Annotated in this window: 16 protein-coding genes and 1 tRNA gene; 6 read left to right on the top strand and 11 right to left on the bottom strand. The window is 65.5% G+C overall.

Going from position 1 to position 13,568, the window contains the following annotated elements; genetic code table 11:
* Position 1: 1 nt before the first annotated feature.
* The 5 genes from F623_RS0108025 to rplU all read right to left on the bottom strand — a co-directional run bounded on the left by F623_RS0108025 (position 2) and on the right by rplU (position 3,366).
* Positions 2–391, bottom strand: a complete 390-nt coding sequence (locus F623_RS0108025; RefSeq protein ID WP_018862000.1) for a RidA family protein — start codon at positions 389–391, stop codon at positions 2–4.
* Positions 392–477: 86 nt separating this feature from the next.
* Positions 478–1,608, bottom strand: coding sequence for a glutamate 5-kinase (gene proB / locus F623_RS0108020; protein ID WP_018868413.1), 1,131 nt, complete (start codon positions 1,606–1,608; stop codon positions 478–480).
* Positions 1,605–2,672 (bottom strand): Obg family GTPase CgtA, encoded by a 1,068-nt coding sequence (gene cgtA / locus F623_RS0108015; RefSeq protein WP_018868414.1) that lies wholly within the window; start codon positions 2,670–2,672, stop codon positions 1,605–1,607. Before cgtA ends, proB begins: the two co-directional genes overlap by 4 nt.
* Positions 2,673–2,760: 88 nt before the next feature.
* On the bottom strand, positions 2,761–3,021 hold the full coding sequence (gene rpmA / locus F623_RS0108010; RefSeq protein WP_017925741.1) for a 50S ribosomal protein L27: 261 nt from the start codon (positions 3,019–3,021) through the stop codon (positions 2,761–2,763).
* A 33-nt stretch (positions 3,022–3,054) separates the two neighbouring features.
* Complete coding sequence (gene rplU / locus F623_RS0108005; RefSeq protein WP_012983371.1) at positions 3,055–3,366, bottom strand: 50S ribosomal protein L21; 312 nt, start codon at positions 3,364–3,366, stop codon at positions 3,055–3,057.
* A gap of 187 nt (positions 3,367–3,553) precedes the next feature.
* On the opposite strand from rplU, the gene ispB reads away from it, so the two are divergent.
* The 5 genes from ispB (at position 3,554) to spoT (ending at position 7,913) form a co-directional block, all read left to right on the top strand.
* A complete protein-coding gene (ispB, locus tag F623_RS0108000; protein ID WP_018861997.1) occupies positions 3,554–4,522 on the top strand; it encodes an octaprenyl diphosphate synthase in 969 nt (322 codons plus the stop codon).
* 83 nt (positions 4,523–4,605) lie between these two features.
* Positions 4,606–4,682 (top strand) — tRNA-Pro (locus tag F623_RS0107995).
* Positions 4,683–4,767: 85 nt separating this feature from the next.
* The gene (gene gmk / locus F623_RS0107990) at positions 4,768–5,418 is read left to right on the top strand and encodes a guanylate kinase (protein ID WP_012983369.1); all 651 of its coding nucleotides are present in this window, start codon (positions 4,768–4,770) and stop codon (positions 5,416–5,418) included.
* Positions 5,419–5,452: 34 nt separating this feature from the next.
* Positions 5,453–5,728 carry a DNA-directed RNA polymerase subunit omega gene (rpoZ, locus tag F623_RS0107985; protein ID WP_018861996.1) on the top strand — a complete coding sequence of 92 codons (276 nt, stop codon included), beginning with the start codon at positions 5,453–5,455 and terminating at the stop codon, positions 5,726–5,728.
* Between the two features lie 13 nt (positions 5,729–5,741).
* Positions 5,742–7,913: a bifunctional GTP diphosphokinase/guanosine-3',5'-bis pyrophosphate 3'-pyrophosphohydrolase gene (spoT, locus tag F623_RS0107980; protein ID WP_018861995.1), complete on the top strand. Its 2,172-nt coding sequence runs from the start codon at positions 5,742–5,744 to the stop codon at positions 7,911–7,913.
* Positions 7,914–7,924: 11 nt separating this feature from the next.
* On the opposite strand, the gene mutM is transcribed toward spoT, so the two are convergent.
* From mutM to F623_RS0107965, 3 genes are read right to left on the bottom strand one after another with little or no spacing between them, the layout of a single operon-like run.
* Positions 7,925–8,740 (bottom strand): bifunctional DNA-formamidopyrimidine glycosylase/DNA-(apurinic or apyrimidinic site) lyase, encoded by an 816-nt coding sequence (gene mutM / locus F623_RS0107975; protein ID WP_018861994.1) that lies wholly within the window; start codon positions 8,738–8,740, stop codon positions 7,925–7,927.
* The gene (locus tag F623_RS0107970) at positions 8,733–9,677 is read right to left on the bottom strand and encodes a hypothetical protein (protein WP_026278728.1); all 945 of its coding nucleotides are present in this window, start codon (positions 9,675–9,677) and stop codon (positions 8,733–8,735) included. The genes mutM and F623_RS0107970 overlap by 8 nt, the downstream gene beginning before the upstream one ends.
* Positions 9,678–9,680: 3 nt before the next feature.
* Complete coding sequence (locus F623_RS0107965) at positions 9,681–10,895, bottom strand: EAL and HDOD domain-containing protein (RefSeq protein ID WP_018868415.1); 1,215 nt, start codon at positions 10,893–10,895, stop codon at positions 9,681–9,683.
* A gap of 74 nt (positions 10,896–10,969) precedes the next feature.
* Here F623_RS0107965 and F623_RS0107960 point away from each other — a divergent pair, with 74 nt between their 5' ends.
* Positions 10,970–11,203 carry a hypothetical protein gene (locus F623_RS0107960; protein WP_018861991.1) on the top strand — a complete coding sequence of 78 codons (234 nt, stop codon included), beginning with the start codon at positions 10,970–10,972 and terminating at the stop codon, positions 11,201–11,203.
* Between the two features lie 89 nt (positions 11,204–11,292).
* Here F623_RS0107960 and rpmG read toward each other — a convergent pair whose 3' ends face one another.
* The 3 genes from rpmG to F623_RS0107945 all read right to left on the bottom strand — a co-directional run bounded on the left by rpmG (position 11,293) and on the right by F623_RS0107945 (position 13,521).
* The gene (gene rpmG / locus F623_RS0107955; protein ID WP_012983362.1) at positions 11,293–11,463 is read right to left on the bottom strand and encodes a 50S ribosomal protein L33; all 171 of its coding nucleotides are present in this window, start codon (positions 11,461–11,463) and stop codon (positions 11,293–11,295) included.
* 10 nt (positions 11,464–11,473) lie between these two features.
* Complete coding sequence (rpmB, locus tag F623_RS0107950) at positions 11,474–11,710, bottom strand: 50S ribosomal protein L28 (protein ID WP_012983361.1); 237 nt, start codon at positions 11,708–11,710, stop codon at positions 11,474–11,476.
* Positions 11,711–11,784: 74 nt separating this feature from the next.
* Positions 11,785–13,521: a bifunctional diguanylate cyclase/phosphodiesterase gene (locus F623_RS0107945; RefSeq protein WP_018861990.1), complete on the bottom strand. Its 1,737-nt coding sequence runs from the start codon at positions 13,519–13,521 to the stop codon at positions 11,785–11,787.
* Between the last annotated feature and the right edge of the window lie 47 nt (positions 13,522–13,568).

Here is a 13,568-nt window from a genome sequence, read left to right as displayed (position 1 = left end):
ATCAGCCGCGCGGGCACCAGGCGATGGCGTCCATCTCCACCTGCGCGCCCTTGGGCAGGGCGGCCACGCCGATCGCGGCGCGCGCCGGGTACGGCTCGGCGAAGACCTCGCTCATGATCTTGTTGACCAGCGGGAAGTGGGTCAGGTCGATCAGGAAGATGTTCAGCTTGGCGATGTCGGAGAAATCCGCATCGGCGGCCTCCAGCACGGCCTTCAGGTTGTCGAACACGCGGCGGATCTGGTCTTCGATGCCGCCGTCGACCAGCTCCATCGTGGCCGGGTCCAGCGGGATCTGGCCGGACAGGTACAGGGTGTCGCCGGCACGCACGGCCTGGGAGTAGGGGCCGATCGCGGCCGGGGCGTTTTCGGTCTGGATGATTTCGCGCGACATGCGGGCTCCTTGGCTCGGGTCGGTGATTCGGGATGCGGGCACCTTACCTCATTGGTTCGGGTGGCGGGATCGCCGGGACGTTGCGCCTACAAGAGAACGAGATTGTCGCGGTGAATGAGCTCGGGTTCCAGGAGGTAGCCGAGCTCCGCCTCGATATGGTCCGCGCGCAGGCCGCGGATGCGTTCCACCTCGCTGGAGGCGTAGTTGGTCAGTCCGCGTGCGACCGGGCGGCCGTCCGGGTCGACGCAGGTCACGACCTCGCCGCGGCGAAAGTCGCCGCGCAGGCCCACCACGCCCACCGGCAGCAGGCTGCGGCCCGACTCGCGCAATACGCGCGCGGCGCCGGCATCCAGCAGGAGCTCGCCGCGCGAATGCAGCTGGTCGGCCAGCCAGCGCTTGCGCGCGGCCAGCGGCTCGCGGTCGGGCTTGAGCCAGGTGCCCAGACGTTCGTTCTTGAGTACGCGGCCGATCACCTGCGCCTCGCGTCCGGAGGCGATCACGGTATGCGTACCGGAGCGCGCGGCGCGCTCCGCGGCCTTGAGCTTGGTGGCCATGCCGCCGCGCCCCAGGCGCCCGAAATCGGCGGCCACGAAGCGGTGCAGTTCGGCATCCGTGGCGCGACCCTCGTGGATCAGCTCCGCGTCGGCGTGCTGGCGCGGGTCACGGTCGAACAGGCCGTCCTGGTCGGTCAGGATCAGCAGCAGGTCGGCGACCACGAGATTGGCGACCAGGGCCGCCAGGGTATCGTTGTCCCCCAGTCGGATCTCCTCGTAGGCGACCGTGTCGTTCTCGTTGACCACGGGGATGGTCCCCATCTCCAGCAGGGCCTGCATGGTCGAGCGGGCGTTCAGATAGCGCGAGCGGTCGGCGAGGTCGTCATGCGTCAGCAGGACCTGTGCCGCGTGCAGGCCGTGGCTTGCGAATTCCCGCTCGTAGGCCTGCACCAGACCCATCTGCCCCACGGCCGCGGCAGCCTGCAGGCGATGCAGCTGGTGCGGGCGTTCGCTCATCCCGAGCCGGCGCATGCCCTCGGCCACGGCGCCACTGGAGACCAGAATGACCTCCAGCCCCTTGCGCCGCAGCGCGGCGATCTGGTGGGCCCAGGACTCGAGCGCCGGGCGATCCAGGCCCGCGCCATCGGCGGTGATCAGCGCGGAGCCGATCTTGACCACCACGCGGCGGATGGCCGGGAGTTCGCGCAGGGCGCGGGTGTTCACGCGCGATCCTCCCCGGCCTCGCCGGTCGCCGTGGGGGCCGTCGCGGGCTCCTGGTTCGCCGCTTCGATGTGGCGCATGACGGCCTGCATCAGCGCGTCGACCCCGTCGCCGGTGGCGGCGGAGATGGTGAATACCGGGCGCTCGTCGCCCGTCACCTCGCGCACCCTCGCGATCAGGGCCTCGAGGGCATCCGCGTCCAGCAGTTCCTTCTTGTTCAGTACGATCCAGCGGGTACGGCTGGCCAGTTCGTCGCTGTGGCGTTCGAGCTCGTTCAGCGCGGTTTGCATGTCCGCGATCGGGTCGGCCTCGGGGTCGGGCGGAGCCACATCGACCACGTGCAGGAGCAGACGGGTGCGCGCCAGGTGCTTGAGAAAGCGGGTGCCCAGCCCGGCGCCCTCGGCCGCGCCCTCAATCAGGCCGGGGATGTCGGCCATCACAAAGCTTTGAGTCGGCCCGATGCGCACCACGCCCAGTTGCGGGATCAGGGTGGTGAACGGGTAGTCCGCGATCTTCGGGCGCGCGGCCGAGGCGCGTGCGAGCAGGGTGGACTTGCCGGCATTGGGCAGGCCCAGGAGTCCCACATCGGCCAGTACCATCAGCTCCAGCGCCAGCTTCCGCAGCTCGCCCGGCGTGCCGGGTTTGCTCTGGCGCGGGGCCTGGTTGGTGGAGGACTTGTAGCGGGTATTGCCGAGCCCGTGAAAGCCGCCCTGGGCGACCAGCAGGCGTTCGCCGTCGCGGGTAATGTCGCCCAGGACCTCGTCGGTGTCGGCGTCCCGTACCTGGGTGCCAACCGGGACGGGAATCTCCAGATCCTCGCCGGAGGCGCCGGTGCGCTGGCGCCCCATGCCGTTCTCGCCACGCTGGGCGTCAAAGCGGTGCTGGTAGCGGAAGTCGGCCAGGGTGTTGAGACCCTCGTCGCCGATCAACCACACAGAGCCGCCATCGCCCCCGTCACCGCCGTCCGGCCCGCCAAACGGGATGAACTTCTCGCGGCGAAAGCTCACGCAGCCGTTCCCGCCGTCGCCGGCCTTCACGGTAATGGTTGCCTCGTCGATGAACTTCATGCCGCTTCTTCCTGGTTCCCGTCTGTGATTTGCGCAATAAAAAAGCCCCGCGGAACGGGGCTTTTGGCGCTACCGGTGGCGTGTCCGCTTACTGCTGCGGCTGCACGCTCACGAAGCGCCGGTTGTTCGGGCCACCGACCTTGAACACGACTTCGCCGTCGACCTTCGCGAACAGCGTGTGGTCCTTGCCACAACCCACGTTCTCGCCGGGATGATACTGCGTCCCGCGCTGACGGACGAGGATGTTGCCGGCGCGCACGACCTGGCCGCCAAAGCGCTTCACGCCCAGGCGTTTGCTCTCGGAATCGCGCCCGTTGCGGGTACTCCCGCCTGCCTTTTTATGTGCCATGGATTTGTTCTCCTGAAAAAGTGCGCCTGCGCGTCAGCCGGCGATGCCGGTGATGCGCACGGTGGTGTAGTGCTGGCGGTGCCCCATCTGCTTCTGCGAATGCTTGCGGCGCCGGAATTTCATGATATGGACCTTCTTGGCGCGCCCATGGTCCTCGACCTTGGCGGTCACCTTGCCGCCGTCGACCAGCGGGGCCCCGACGCGGACATCGTCGCCCGAACCGACCATCAGCACCTGGTCGAACTCGACCTCGGAGCCGGCTTCGGCCTCAAGCTTTTCGATGCGGATCACGTCACCTTCGGCGACGCGGTACTGTTTACCACCTGTTGCGATGATCGCGTACATTTCCCTGGGACTCCGTTGCGATACCTGTGTGGACCGAGCGCAAAGCCGGTCTCGCGAAAGGGCGGAAATGCTAGCAGTGAGTCGCCTTCGGGTCAATGCCCGGCGGTGGTGTGCGCTTGACACCCCACCGGGGCCTTCCTAGCATGCCAGCGCCTACCAACTTCCTCATACCGGCGCGCCTACCCGCATGTCCATCAACGCAATCCGAGAGCTGGCTGCAGACGACATGCAGGCGGTTGACCAGTGCATTCGTGACCGGCTCAGTTCGCCGGTGGTGCTGATCAACCAGCTGGGCCACTACATTATCCACTCCGGGGGCAAACGCCTGCGGCCCTTGCTGGCGACCCTGTCGGCGCGCGCCTGCGCGGTTGAGGGCGAGGAGCCGGTGGTGCTGGCCGCGGTGGTGGAGTTTATCCATACCGCAACCCTGCTGCATGACGACGTGGTGGATGCTTCCGAGATGCGTCGGGGCAACGAGACCGCAAACCACATCTTCGGCAACGAGGCCGCGGTGCTGGTCGGCGATTTTCTCTACTCGCGCGCGTTCGAGATGATGGTCGAGGTTGGCTCGATGCGGGTGATGGAGATCCTGGCCCATGCGACCAACGTGATCGCCGAGGGCGAGGTGATGCAGTTGATGAACTGCCACGACGCCGATGTCGACGAGGCCCGCTACATGAACGTGATCCAGTCGAAGACGGCCAAGCTGTTCGAGGCCGCCTGCCAGCTGGGTGCAGTCCTTGGCGAGCGGTCGCAGGCCGAAGAGGAGGCCCTCGCGCGTTACGGCATGCATCTCGGTACGGCGTTCCAGTTGATCGACGACGTGCTGGACTATTCGTCGGATGATGCGGTGACCGGCAAACGCATGGGTGATGACCTGGCCGAGGGCAAGCCGACACTGCCGCTGATCCAGGCGATCCGGGTCGGTACGCCGGCGCAGCAGACCGTGGTGCGCCAGGCGATCGAGGACGGCGGGCGCGAGCAGGTGGATGCGGTACTCGAGATCGTTTACGCCACCGGGGCCCTGGATTATGCCCGCGAGCGCGCAGGCGCGGAGACCGAAGCGGCGATTGCAGCGGTTTCCGTGCTCCCGGAGTCGCCACACCGCCAGGCCCTGATCGACCTCGCGCGCTTCGCTGTGGGTCGCGATCACTGACCGGGTCTGGTGGTCTGCGCATTCGCGGCCGCTCGGGGGCATGGACACGCCCGGGGCGGCTCGGCATAATAGCGGGCTTGGTTCGGAGTGTAGCTCAGCTTGGTAGAGCACTGCCTTCGGGAGGCAGGGGTCGAAGGTTCGAATCCTTTCACTCCGACCAACTCTATTTCCCTGGTATGCCGGGTCGTTTCTGGCCGGCAGCCAGCCGATGATTCCATTCCTGTTCTGCTCCTGCGGACGCGTTCATGACCGCCACTTCCCAGGCCGTTCGCGGCACCCTCTATATCGTTTCCGCGCCATCGGGCGCAGGCAAGACCAGCCTGGTCGCCGCTTTGCTCGAGCGCGTGGAGCAGGTCGAGGTCTCCGTCTCGCATACGACGCGCAAGCCGCGCGCCGGCGAGGTGAACGGCGAGCACTATCACTTCGTCTCGGCCGAGGAATTCCTCGGCATGATCGAGGACGGCCAGCTGCTGGAACACGCGAAGGTGTTCGACAACTTCTATGGCACCGCACGCGCCAGCGTCGAAGAGCGCCTGGATGCCGGCATGGACGTGATCCTGGAGATTGACTGGCAGGGTGCGCGCCAGGTGCGCGCGGCGGTGCCGGATGCGCATTCAATCTTCATCCTGCCGCCGTCGCGCGACGAGCTGGAACGCCGCCTGCGCGGGCGCGGGCAGGACAGCGAAGAGGTCATCCAGCGGCGCCTGCGCGACGCGGAGTCCGATTGCACGCATTTTCGCGAATACGACTACACGGTCGTCAATTCGGACTTCGAGCGGGCGGTCAGTGATCTGGCCAGCATCTTCCGCTCCAACCGTCTGCGTACGGTCGAGCAGGAGATTCGTTCCGCATCAACAATACGGAATCTGTTGGCGAGTACGCCGGGCACGGCGTAACATGCAGTATTAACGACTCATAACCGGAGTACCCATGGCACGCGTCACCGTCGAGGACTGCCTCGAAAAAGTGGACAATCGCTTCGAACTGGTGCTGATGGCGGCCCGCCGGGCCCGTCATATCGCACACGGCAAGGAGCCTCGCGTATCCGAGGACAACGACAAGCCCACGGTCATCGCCCTGCGCGAGATTGCCGACGGGCTGGTCGGCACCGAGGTGTTCGACGAGCACGATGAACGGCCCCAGAACCAGATGCTGGACTTCAGCACGATCCGCCATCTGGAGCAGCTGGAAGCCGACGAACGCTAGGAGTCGATAACTCATGGCCGCTGGGCAGCCAGCCGCGCCCGGGGCCGCAACGCCGGTTCCCGGTGACTCGACCCGATTCCTGATCAGCGATCTGTGTTCCGAGCTTGAGGCCTACCTCGAGCCGGACGAAGTCGAGGAGGTCTATCGCGCCTATCTTCTGGGCGCGGAGGCCCACGAAGGCCAGACCCGCAAGACCGGCGAGCCGTACATCTACCATCCCCTGGCCGTGGCCCGGACCATGGCCGAGATGCGGATGGACCACAAGGCCATCTGCGCCGCGATCCTCCACGATGTCATGGAGGACACCGCCACCAGCAAGGACCGTATTCACGCCGAGTTCGGCGAGGAGGTGGCCGAGCTGGTCGACGGCGTCTCCAAGCTCACCCACCTGCAGTTCCAGTCCAAGGCCGAGGCACAGGCGGAGAACTTCCGCAAAATGATGCTGGCGATCACCCGCGATATCCGGGTGATCCTGATCAAGCTAGCCGACCGCCTGCACAACATGCGCACCCTGGGCGTGATGCGCCCGGACAAGCGCCGCCGCATCGCCAAGGAAACCCTGGAGATCTATGCGCCGATCGCCCAGCGCCTGGGGATGAACGCGATCCGCCGCGAGCTGGAGCAGCTCGGGTTTTCCGCCAAGCACCCCTGGCGCGCCGCGGTCCTGGAGCGCGCCGTGCAGCGGGCCGGGGGCAACCGGCGCGAGCCGATGAAGAACATCGAGCAGGCGATCTGCTCGCGCATGGAGGCGGCCGGGATCGTCGGACGCATCTCCGGGCGCGAAAAGAGCCTGTACAGCATCTATCGCAAGATGCGCGACAAGCACCACTCGTTCGAGGAGGTGTTCGACGTCTTCGCCATCCGCATCATCGTCGACGATGTCGATACCTGCTATCGTTCGCTGGGCGTGGTGCACAATCTCTACAAGCCGGTGCCGGGGCGCTTCAAGGACTACATTGCGATTCCCAAGTCGAACGGCTACCAGTCGCTGCACACCATCCTGTTCGGGCCGCAGGCCATCCCGATCGAGATCCAGATTCGCTCCACCGAGATGGATCGCGTGGCCGAGAGCGGGATCGCCGCGCACTGGCAGTACAAGGCCGGGGGTGAGTCCGCGCGTACCGCGCAGAGCCGGGCCCGCGAGTGGCTGAAGGATGTGCTGGAGATCCAGAACAGCGTCGGTAACTCCATCGAGTTCCTGGAGAACGTGAAGGTCGATCTGTTCCCGGACGAAGTCTACACCTTCACCCCCGAGGGCGACATCCTGGTACTGCCGCGCGATGCGACCCCGATCGACTTTGCCTACGCGGTGCACTCCGATGTCGGCAACCGCTGTGTGGCTGCGAAGATCGATCGCCAGCTGGCGCCGCTTTCGGTGCGTCTGCAAAGCGGCCAGACGGTGGAAATCGTCACCGCCCCCGGTGCGCGCCCCAACCCCGCCTGGCTGTCTTTCGTCGTCACCGGAAAGGCCCGTTCGGGCATCCGCCATTGCCTGAAGTCGATGCAGGCGGACGAGGCCCGCGCCCTCGGCGAGCGACTGCTGGAGAAGGCCCTGAGCGCGCTGGATACCTCGCTCAAGCAGATCTCGCCGGCCCGCCTGGATCAGCTACTCGACGCGATGCAGTTACAGGATGTGGACGGCCTGCTGGCGGATATTGGCCTGGGCAACCGCATGGCCTCGCTCGTGGCCCGTCAGATGGTGGGCAAGGAGAACGCGGACGCTGACAGCACCTCCCAGACCACCCTGGCGGTCAAGGGCACCGAGGGACTGGTGCTGAACTACGCACGCTGCTGCCACCCGATCCCGGGTGACCCGATCCTCGGCCAGTTGAGTGCGGGTCGCGGGTTGGTCGTGCACCGGGAGAGCTGCCGCAACGTGCTGCACGAGAGCCGGGATCGTGCTGACAAGACGATTGCGCTGGAGTGGTCGCACGAGCCGGAGCTCCAGTTCACTGCGGCGGTGCGCACTCGCACCGCCAACCGGCGCGGTGCGCTGGCCGACATGGCGGCCGTGATCGCCGATCACGGCTCGAATATCGAGCACATCTCGTTCAACGAGCAGGACGGCCACTCCACCGCGATGACCTTCCTGCTGACTGTCAGCGATCGCCAGCACCTGGCCCAGATCATGCGCGGCCTGCGGCGCCTGCCGGATGTGCTGCGTATCGCGCGTCAGCGCGGCTAGCCAGCGCCTCTCTAACGCTGGCAGGTTGGGCAGTACGCCGAGGCTCGCTGCCCGATACGTCGGTTGCGCAGCGGCGTCGCACACTCCAGGCACGGCTCTCCGGCGCGTCCGTAGACCCGCAGTGACTGGCGAAAATACCCGTGGGTCCCGTCCTCGCGCAGGAAGTCGCGCAGGGTCGTGCCGCCTTGTTCGATCGCCGCTCCCAGCACCGTGCGGATGAATCCGGCCAGTCGTCCATATTCCGCCCGGGTCACGCGCCCGGCGGCCCGCCCCGGACGGATCCCGGCCAGGAACAGCGCCTCGGTCGCATAGATGTTGCCCACGCCGACCACGATATCCTGATCCATGATGAAGGCTTTGACCGGACCCCGGCGCCCGCGGCTGCGGCGGAACAGGTAGTCGCCGTCAAATTTGGCATCCAGGGGTTCCGGCCCCAGGCCGGCCAGCAGGGAGTGTGCCTCGCCGGTCTCCGGCAGCGGCAGGCAGCACCCGAAGCGGCGTGGATCATGAAAGCGCACCTGCGATCCGTTCGCCAGGTGCAGGACCAGGTGGTCGTGTGCACGCAGCGGGACGTCGGGGGTGCAGTGGCGCAGCGAGCCGGACATCCCGAGATGGAGGAGCATCCCGCCACGATCGGTGCGCAGTAGCAGATACTTGGCGCGTCGTGTCAGTTCAATGATGCGGGCGCCGGCCAGTTGTGCCGGCAGCGCCTGTGGCACCGGCCAGCGCAGGCGTCCATCGCGTACCTCGAGCCGGCTGATGGTTTGTCCTTCAAGAAGGGGTGACAGGCCGCGTCGGGTGGTCTCGACCTCGGGCAACTCAGGCATGCACGCCCTCGATCTCGAGCAGGAGTTCCGGCCGGCAGATGTCGCCCCGAACCCATTGAACGACAGGGCCTGGATTCATTGCCTTGTATTGCTCGGCAATTACGGCCGCAACTGCGGCGCGGTCCTCCGGATGCCGCAGGTAGACCCGCAACCAGGCAGGGCCGGGTAGTTCGCGCCCCGCCGCGTCATGCAGGGCATGCAGGTTGCGTACCGTCTCGCGCGCCTGTGCGACCACGTCCTCCGCGTGGCGGCTCTCGTGGCCGACGATGCTGGCCGTCCCGGAGACCATCAGCATGGGCCCCTGCTCGGCCTGCAGCAAAGTGGCGCGGGCAAAGGTCGGGCTCTTCGGGCTGTAGCGCTTGGGGTAGTGATAGGCGCTGACCTGGCGTGGATTCTCGATCGCTTGTGCCGGACTCCGCGTGGCAATGAGATAGACGAAAAGTCCCGACTTGCGGGTTCCGATGGCGGTGGCTGCGGGCATGCTGCCCAGCGGGACCTCAAGTGCTTCCAGGGCCTCGGCGCGGCCGACGCAGAAGGCCTGGTAACGCTCCCGGTCCTGCTCGTCGCCGTGGATGTCGGAAAAGTAATTCCAGATGCGCGCTGGATGTTCGAAGCCGCGTTCCCGGCAGGCCCGCAGCAACTGATCGTAGGCCTGCTGCGTTTGGTCCCGCAGGGGCTGGTCCGGTCCCTGCCAGGCGGCAAACAGGACATCGTCAAATTCCAGCAGATGCAGGGGGCTGGCGTCCATGGACCGAGCCGGGCCCTCTCCCCACCAGCGCTCGACGTAGAGGTCCGGGGCGAGGGGCTCGAGCCCCGGAACGATCCGTAGCTGGCCGCCCTCGGCAGAAACGCTGGCGGGCCCCTCCAGCCGTACATGCAGGCCATCCTGAGGCGTCGTCACGGGGGAACCGAGCCGGCTATGGAGGTGGGGTGCCATCAATTACGTCCTGGACAGCGAATCGAGTAGGTCCTCCGTCCAGCGTACCGCTTCCAGATAGAGTCGGCTGGCAACCTGTGGTGCGACCGGGGATTGTTCCGCGGGCGGGGGTGCGGCCGGTCCTTCGGAGGCCTCGATCGTCTGGAGCCAGGGCGCCAGTGGTCCGCGCTGTTCGAGCAGGGCCTGCTCCATCTCCGGTGACAGGTGCAGGTCGTTCAGGATGCGGCGCAGGGGGACGCCCAGCACTCGATCCAGGCCCGAAAGCATCCCCAAGGTGAAATAACGTTCGCACTCCGCCTCGGGCAGGCCCTGGGTCCGCGCCAGGAGCATGCCCATGCGGGCACGGATCATTACCTGTTCAACTCCGGTCGAAGGGCCGGTCGCACCGTGGAGGATCATCAACATGGCCATGCGCCGGATGCGCCCCTGGCCGAGGCGGAGGATCGCCTGATACAGGTCTTCGGTGGGCTGTGCACCGCGATAGCTGGGGCTGTTGGCAATGCGCAGAATCTGAACCATGAGGCCGGGTTCAGCGCTGATCAGACGCTCCAGCTCACGGGGTTCCGGGTCGACCTGCTGCAAGGTCTGCAACAGGCGCAATAGCGCCAGTTCCAGGCTCTCCAGGCGCTGGCCTTCGATCACATGCGGGTGTGACAGGTGGTAGCCCTGGTAGTAGCGAAAGCCCAGCGTCTGGCAGTACTGGTACTGTTCGGCCGTTTCCACCTTCTCCGCCAGCAGCTCGACACCGAACTGCCTCAGGCCATGGACCTCCCGGGCCAGTGCCTCGTGGGTCATCGTCAGGATATCCAGCTTTACGATGTCGACCAGTTCAACAAGGTCGGAATGGTGGTCCTGGAACTGGTAGTCGTCGAGCGCGATGCGAAATCCCGCGCTCTTAAGCCGCTGAACGGCCGCTACGACCTCGTCGTCGATCTCGATGTCCTCCAGGAGTTCCAGTACGACCTGATCGGGGGGGAGTGCGGTGATGACCTCGTTGTCCAGAAAGGAGCGCGTCAGGTTGACGAAGGCCAGGTGCTGGCCCACCAGGTGGGGAAGCCCGATATCCACGAACGCGCTGCGCAGCAGGTCTGATGTGGCCTGGTCGCCATCGGTGATGGTGGCCTCGTTATAGTTTCCCGCGCGAAAAAGGAGCTCGAAACCCACCAGCTGTTCGTGGGCGTCGAAGATGGGTTGCCGACCGACAAAAATTGGGTGCATGCTTGCGTTTGCCAGTAGAGGGGGTAGGCAGCCATGATCTGCACGTGGCTGGCCCGGGAGAGAGCGAACACATCATGGAGTCGATTGAGGCGCCGTTCGGCGAGGTCGTGGAGCTGCGGCAGATACTGCACGACTCGGGAATCCCTCTCCTGAGGATTATTATCCGTGATGGAGGTCGCTATACCAAGCTTGACTTGGACCCGTCAACTGCCCATAGCTGGGGACGGATGATGGTTCGCTGGGCCGAGTCCGTGGCTGAAAGCGGCGATGTGGAGGGGCGACGGGACCAGGGTGATTCCGGGCCGTGACGGGGCAACAGGTTGTTTCCAGTAACAAAAAGCCCGGCAATGCCGGGCTTTTCTTGTCTGTATTCAGACGATCTCGCGCCGGGCAATGGCTACTTGATCTTGGCTTCCTTGTACATCACGTGCTTGCGGATGACGGGATCGAACTTCTTGATCTCCATCTTTTCGGGCATGTTCCGCTTGTTTTTCGACGTAGTGTAGAAATGGCCGGTGCCGGCGGAGGACACCAGGCGGATCTTGTCGCGTGCGCTTTTCGCTGCCATGGAGAGCTCCTTACACCTTTTCGCCGCGGGCGCGGCAGTCCGCGAGCACTGCATCGATGCCCAGCTTGTCGATGATCCGCATGCCCTTGCTGCTCACACGCAGCCGCACGAAGCGGTTCTCGCTCTCCACCCAGAAGCGGTGGGTGTGCAGATTGGGCAGGAAACGCCGCCGCGTCTTGCGGTGGGCGTGGGACACGTTGTTACCGGTCGCCGGGCGCTTGCCGGTCACCTGACATACTCGGGCCATCTCGGGGACTCCGGAAATTGGGTCTAGCAAAAGACGGCGGATCATAGCCCAGTCGCCCGCCGGGTGCAAGATCGTCAGCGATCGCGGTGGCCTGTGGCGACCGGGCTGTCCTGGGCAGGCGCAGGGGAGTACTGGCGCGCCCAGGACAGTGCCTCGTCGAAGGGCATGGGGCGGGCGATCCCGAAGCCCTGGGCGTCGTCGCAGCCCAGCTCGCGCAGCATTGCGAGGGTCTGCTCGTCCTCCACGCCCTCGGCCACCACCTTCAGACCGAGGTCGTGAGCGAGACCGGTTGCCGCGCGGGTAATCTGCTCGTCCACTCGCTGTGTGGCCATTTGGGACACGAAGGTTTGATCAATCTTCAGGGTCGTGACCGGCAGGCTTTTCAGATAGGAAAGGGACGAATATCCGGTGCCGAAATCATCGATGGAAAGCGCCAACCCCTGTCCGTTCAGGCGCCGCAATGCACCGATCACCTCGTCGGGGTCGGCCATAAGGGCCGTCTCGGTAAACTCGATCTCCAGCGAGCTGGCCGGCAGGCCGGCGGTCTCCATCCGATCGATGATGGTTTGTGCAAAGTCGGGATTGAGGAAGTTGCGTGCCGAGACATTGATGCTGACGGGCGCCAGGATTCCCTGCGCGCGAAAGGCAAGAAGGTCGGCGATCGCCAGATCCAGTACCTGGAGCGTCACGGGATGGATGAGGCCCGTGCGTTCGGTCTGCGCGATGAACTGACCGGGCGGGACCTGACCTCGCTGCGGGTGTTCCCAGCGCAGCAGGGCCTCGAAGCCGCACACTTCGCCGCGCAGAAGGTTGATCTTGGGCTGGTAATGCAGCCGGAGCTGATCCCGCTCCAGGGCGTCCTGCAACTCGCCCAGCAATTCCACGCTATGGCGGCTGGCATCGTTGCTGCGTCGGTCGTAGGTGCGGTAGCGACGCCCGGACTGGCTGGCCTCGTGCATGGCGATCCACGCCTTGGTCAGCAGCCGTTGCGGGTCGTCCTGTTCGTGGAATGGAAACGACGACACCCCGGCGTGCGCCCCCAGGTACACCTGCAGCCCCAGCACCTCGAACGGGGACTGCAGTGCCTCCACGGCCTTTTGCGTGGTGGCCAGGCATTCCGGCCGGCTGCTGTGAGGCAGCATCAGGGCGAAGTGATCGTCGTGGATGTGATAAACGAGGGCATTCGCAGGCCCGGCAACCGCCTGCAGTCGTTCGGCGATACTCTTCAGCAACGGTCGTTCCGCGGCAAAGCCCAGGACACCGATCGTGTCCGGATAGCTGTCCATCTGCAGGCTGACGACGAATACCCGGGTAGCGGGCTGGTCTGCGCTCTGGGCTTGGGCCATCAACTGGTGGATTTTCTGTTCCAGCGATTCGCGATTGGGCAGTGCCGTAACAGGATTGAGATAGGCTTGGTCAATCAGGCGGTTCGCGTGCCGGCGCAGCTGGGAAAACAGCCAGCCGCTGAACCCGCCAAGCACCAGATAGATTCCCGCTCGAGTCATCCAGTTGGCGGCCGGTTGCGCGATGCCTTCGTCGACATTCAGGGGCATGAACGGCCCCAGCAGCAATCCGGCCAGCAGCCCGAACGCCAGCCCGCCCCACAGGCCCATCAGTGCGGCGCCCAGCAGTACCGGGATCAGTATGAAGTTGAGATAGGAGGTACTGGTTCCGCCAGTCTGATAGACCAGCAGCGTGACGCCGGCCATCAGGATCAGGATCAGCCCCACACCGGCCAGGCACCAGGCACCGGTCACTCCCAGCCAGGATTCGGGACGCCACGGTCGATCGAACTCCGATAGCCGCTCCATGTGCGTTCCTTTTTATGGCATGAGTTCCGTGGTTCTTCCTTGTCTAT

Source organism: Thioalkalivibrio sp. ALD1 (assembly GCF_000381245.1).
Taxonomy (GTDB): Bacteria; Pseudomonadota; Gammaproteobacteria; order Ectothiorhodospirales; family Ectothiorhodospiraceae; genus Thioalkalivibrio.
The sequence above is the reverse complement of the archived record's forward strand: the minus strand, read 5'-3'. Positions and strand labels throughout refer to the sequence as shown.

What these genes read in the sequence shown, in the direction of transcription:
- ispB (WP_018861997.1), top strand. Translation starts at nt 3,554, where the DNA reads ATGTCCATCAACGCAATCCGAGAGCTGGCTGCAGACGACATGCAGGCG.
- gmk (WP_012983369.1), top strand. Translation starts at nt 4,768, where the DNA reads ATGACCGCCACTTCCCAGGCCGTTCGCGGCACCCTCTATATCGTTTCC.
- spoT (WP_018861995.1), top strand. Translation starts at nt 5,742, where the DNA reads ATGGCCGCTGGGCAGCCAGCCGCGCCCGGGGCCGCAACGCCGGTTCCC.
- rpoZ (WP_018861996.1), top strand. Translation starts at nt 5,453, where the DNA reads ATGGCACGCGTCACCGTCGAGGACTGCCTCGAAAAAGTGGACAATCGC.
- rpmG (WP_012983362.1), bottom strand. Translation starts at nt 11,463, where the DNA reads ATGGCAGCGAAAAGCGCACGCGACAAGATCCGCCTGGTGTCCTCCGCC.
- rplU (WP_012983371.1), bottom strand. Translation starts at nt 3,366, where the DNA reads ATGTACGCGATCATCGCAACAGGTGGTAAACAGTACCGCGTCGCCGAA.
- cgtA (WP_018868414.1), bottom strand. Translation starts at nt 2,672, where the DNA reads ATGAAGTTCATCGACGAGGCAACCATTACCGTGAAGGCCGGCGACGGC.
- rpmB (WP_012983361.1), bottom strand. Translation starts at nt 11,710, where the DNA reads ATGGCCCGAGTATGTCAGGTGACCGGCAAGCGCCCGGCGACCGGTAAC.
- F623_RS0107960 (WP_018861991.1), top strand. Translation starts at nt 10,970, where the DNA reads ATGGAGTCGATTGAGGCGCCGTTCGGCGAGGTCGTGGAGCTGCGGCAG.
- mutM (WP_018861994.1), bottom strand. Translation starts at nt 8,740, where the DNA reads ATGCCTGAGTTGCCCGAGGTCGAGACCACCCGACGCGGCCTGTCACCC.
- F623_RS0108025 (WP_018862000.1), bottom strand. Translation starts at nt 391, where the DNA reads ATGTCGCGCGAAATCATCCAGACCGAAAACGCCCCGGCCGCGATCGGC.
- F623_RS0107945 (WP_018861990.1), bottom strand. Translation starts at nt 13,521, where the DNA reads ATGGAGCGGCTATCGGAGTTCGATCGACCGTGGCGTCCCGAATCCTGG.
- F623_RS0107970 (WP_026278728.1), bottom strand. Translation starts at nt 9,677, where the DNA reads ATGGCACCCCACCTCCATAGCCGGCTCGGTTCCCCCGTGACGACGCCT.
- F623_RS0107965 (WP_018868415.1), bottom strand. Translation starts at nt 10,895, where the DNA reads ATGCACCCAATTTTTGTCGGTCGGCAACCCATCTTCGACGCCCACGAA.
- rpmA (WP_017925741.1), bottom strand. Translation starts at nt 3,021, where the DNA reads ATGGCACATAAAAAGGCAGGCGGGAGTACCCGCAACGGGCGCGATTCC.